Annotated in this window: 3 protein-coding genes; all 3 read left to right on the top strand. The window is 32.5% G+C overall.

Going from position 1 to position 3,570, the window contains the following annotated elements:
• Window positions 1–487: hypothetical protein (locus HMPREF3201_RS01930; protein WP_231726819.1), on the top strand; the 487-nt coding region annotated here is incomplete at its 5' end.
• A gap of 16 nt (window positions 488–503) precedes the next feature.
• Complete coding sequence (locus HMPREF3201_RS01925) at window positions 504–1,847, top strand: hypothetical protein (protein WP_154265241.1); 1,344 nt, start codon at window positions 504–506, stop codon at window positions 1,845–1,847.
• A gap of 9 nt (window positions 1,848–1,856) precedes the next feature.
• On the top strand, window positions 1,857–3,422 hold the full coding sequence (locus HMPREF3201_RS01920) for an O-antigen ligase family protein (RefSeq protein WP_062411481.1): 1,566 nt from the start codon (window positions 1,857–1,859) through the stop codon (window positions 3,420–3,422).
• Window positions 3,423–3,570: the final 148 nt, after the last annotated feature.

Here is a 3,570-nt window from a genome sequence, read left to right as displayed (position 1 = left end):
GTATATGTCCACTTGGAGTTCTGCTTTTTCAATTTGGAAAAAAGATATGGAGAAACTTATTGAAGATAACATTCAAGTGGACAGCATGTTTCCTCATACTACATTGTTGTTTTCGTTAACAGGTAAGGAACAGTATATTGTTGATAATCATGAATATGTAGAAAGTATCCCTCTGAAAAAAAAGGGAGGTTATAATTTAATCGATAACTTTGTTAGAATTTATTTAACGATGGTGCATAGCTTATTGATAGATAAATCTATAACGCAGCAGACTTATGATAAAATTGAAAATGGTATTATCAAATTTTGCGCTTATTGGTATGCTCTTGTTAAGACAAATCCTAACCTTACGTTTTCTTTTGAAAATAAGGAAAAATTAATTTCTAAGCAATGTGGCAATTGGGCCGTATATCGATTCTCGATATATTTCTATTTGTATTATTATCCTAAAGCCATTTTACGGAAACTTATCAAAGTAAATAACTAATGTGAATTTTTTTGATATGATGAATAAGTATATGAGACAACCTACAACTTACCATAAAGACCTATTTTCAACTTTTTTAAATCAAATATGGCGAATTTTTTCTGGCCCTCTGATTCTTTTGAGTATTCCATTTTTCTTGACCCCGGAAGTACAAGGCTTTTGGTATACTTTTATTAGCTTGGCCGCACTATCTGTTCTAGCTGACCTTGGATTTTCAAATATCATTCTTCAGTTTTCGGCTCATGAATTTGCCTTTCTGAGATTTAAGGCGAATATGACTTTAGAAGGAGATACATACCACCTTTGCAAATTATCTGATTTTTTTCGATTTAGCACTAGATGGTTAGTAAAAGTTATATTTCTTATTTTTCCATTGATTATAGTTGGGGGTTATTTTTTTATTTCTTATCGAGCTTCGTATGCTGCCACTGTTTCAGGATGGATACCAGCCTGGATTATCTATGCGTTTGCTTCGGCCTTTGTTTTTATGAATTCAATTCTTCTTTCATTCTTTGAAGGATTGAATCTGGTTGGTAAAGTACAGCAACTTCGTTTCCAAATTGCTGTGGCAACGACAATCACTATGCTCTTGGGATTAATTTTACACCTTGAGTTATTTGCACTAGCTTTGTCCAATATTGTTGGTTCTCTTGTGGGGCTGACTTTGATTTTTAAAAATTTTAAAAATCTAATTTGGCAACTTTTTAATATAGAACCCCATAAAATTTACAATTGGTGGCCAGAATTTTATCCTTTAATTTGTCGCTATGCAATCAGCTGGGGAAGTGGATTTTTGGTGTTTCAATTATTTACCCCAATGACTTTTTATTTTCATGGGCCGGTGGCTGCTGGGAAAATTGGGATTAGTATTGCCATGTGGACCGCTGGCTTTAATATCGCTATTAGTTGGATTACAGCAATAACCCCAAAAATGAATATGTTAATTGCTGAAAAAAAATGGAATTATCTTGATAACATTTTCAAAAATGGATTAATAAAATCTATAGGGACCATGATTATTGGTGGTAGCCTATTTTTTGCTTTAGAATACTGCCTATATTCCGATTTATTGTTTTTTCATCGCATCCTAGAGCCAAAAGGAATGGGTATTCTTTTTATTGCTTGGTTACTTCAAGTGATAACTAATGCTATGGCCATATACTTGAGAGCCCATAAAAAAGAACCTTTAGTACATGTGTCTTGCCTTAATGCTGTTATTGTAATAATTGGGACTTTAATCTGTGGTAAATTCCTAGATGAAGCCTATTTATTTGGTGGGTTCTTTGTTGGCTCCCTTATCCAATGTCCGTTAGTATATCTTATTTTTTGTAGCTTTAGAAAACAACATAGAGGTGGATAGGTGTAAATTATGGAAATTATTAACAGAATTAAAGATAAAAATAATCTTATTCATGTGCAGTGCCTATTTTTATCACTAGCGATTATTGCTTCCCCTATATATTCATTGCCTAAACGCTTTCAATTTTTGGGAATAGGTGGAAAATTATCAGGCTATTTCATAATTTTGGGTTTATTGTTTTGTTTGGCTGAATTTTTGATTTATCGATTTAAAATTCCTAAATCAGTACTTCACTTTTTAGGTATTCTTTTGCTTTGGAGTATCTTTACTGAAATCGTCGGTTTAATTACGTATCCCTACTATGGGATGATTAATCCCGCTGGATCTGAGAAATTAAGTGCTTTGATACAATTTCTTGAAGCTCATCATTTTGATACCATTGCTAATATGGGGATAGAAGCAATCTGGATAGGGGCTCAGGCGTTTAAAAGTACTTTTACAGACTTTATTTATACTTTTGTCGTATCTGCATGGGTAATACATTTATTTTCTGAAAATTTCAATGAAGGATTCAATAAAATAAGAAAATATATTCTACTACTGACAATTGCACTCGGAATCTATGCAATACCGGAGATTCTTCTTTTTAAATTTCATATGGAATTAGGGCGTAATATTTTGTCTGTAACAAATCCTTTTCTTTATGATGTAGGTCAATATTTAGGTTGGTATCCACCTTTAATTTGGAGTAATGAGCAGCTCAGAAGTTATTCTACAGAACCTTCTATTTTTGGCTTTTTAGCAGCATCGATTATTCCTATTTCATGGTCTTATTTTAAGGATAAACTTCGTTGGGAGTATTGTGTATTATATAGCTACTTTATCATGCTTGTCTTTATGACTAAGTCAAGAACTGCCAATGCGATTGCGATGTATAATGGAATTACGCTGATTCTCTTGTTTTTTGTATCTAAGGCTAAAAAAATAATTTTGTTGCTATTGGCTTTAAGTTTTGCTGGATTTGCTGCTAATATTGCTTTAAATTATGTTCCTGATTTTCAAATATTAAAACAGTCAGACCAGCCAACACAAGTAGAAAAAACAGAAAATATTAGCGGTTATTATAATGAGAATATGAAAAGCATCTTAGAAAAAAATTCTAGAAGTAATGGGTCTCGCCTGATTAATATTAAGTCACATTTAAATGTAATAAAAGAGCATCCATTTTTTGGAGTAGGCCGTAATTTAAAAGAGTACTATGTAAGAGAGCACTTAACAGTTGATGCAATGAGTAATGATGAAATTCGCTCTATTACGGATACCCTTAATGAAAAGGGGCCACTAGGACCAGCTTCATATGGTAATGTAAATCAATATATCTTTATTCTGGCTAACTCAGGCATTATTGGATTATTTATTTATCTGCTTCCTGTAATGTACATGAGTTATGAAATTATAAAACGACATTTATGGCGTGATGATAAGATACTTATTTTATACATCGCTCTAGTTGGAAATTTATTGGCCCAAATGGCTGGAGAAGGAACGATTTTGTTATATATAATTGGTGGCGTATTGTATGTTGGAATAACTAATTATGATACTATTCCCCATAAAACTACTAATTCTAAATAGAGTGGATAGTGAATATGCTCTTATAGTAAAGAGCCGTGATGTTAGTGAGCAAATTTTCACAGCGTATACCATTAATTGGGATTTCTTTTTTAGATGTCTATAGCTTAGGCTATGGGCATCTTTTTTTGGCGCCGAATAGGCATGATAA

The sequence above is a fragment of the Megasphaera sp. MJR8396C genome (genome assembly GCF_001546855.1).
Taxonomy (GTDB): domain Bacteria; phylum Bacillota; class Negativicutes; order Veillonellales; family Megasphaeraceae; genus Megasphaera.
The sequence above is the reverse complement of the archived record's forward strand: the minus strand, read 5'-3'. Positions and strand labels throughout refer to the sequence as shown.

Excerpts from the sequence above, each read along its gene's own strand:
- HMPREF3201_RS01925 (WP_154265241.1), top strand. The coding sequence starts at position 504 with ATGATGAATAAGTATATGAGACAACCTACAACTTACCATAAAGACCTA.
- HMPREF3201_RS01920 (WP_062411481.1), top strand. The coding sequence starts at position 1,857 with ATGGAAATTATTAACAGAATTAAAGATAAAAATAATCTTATTCATGTG.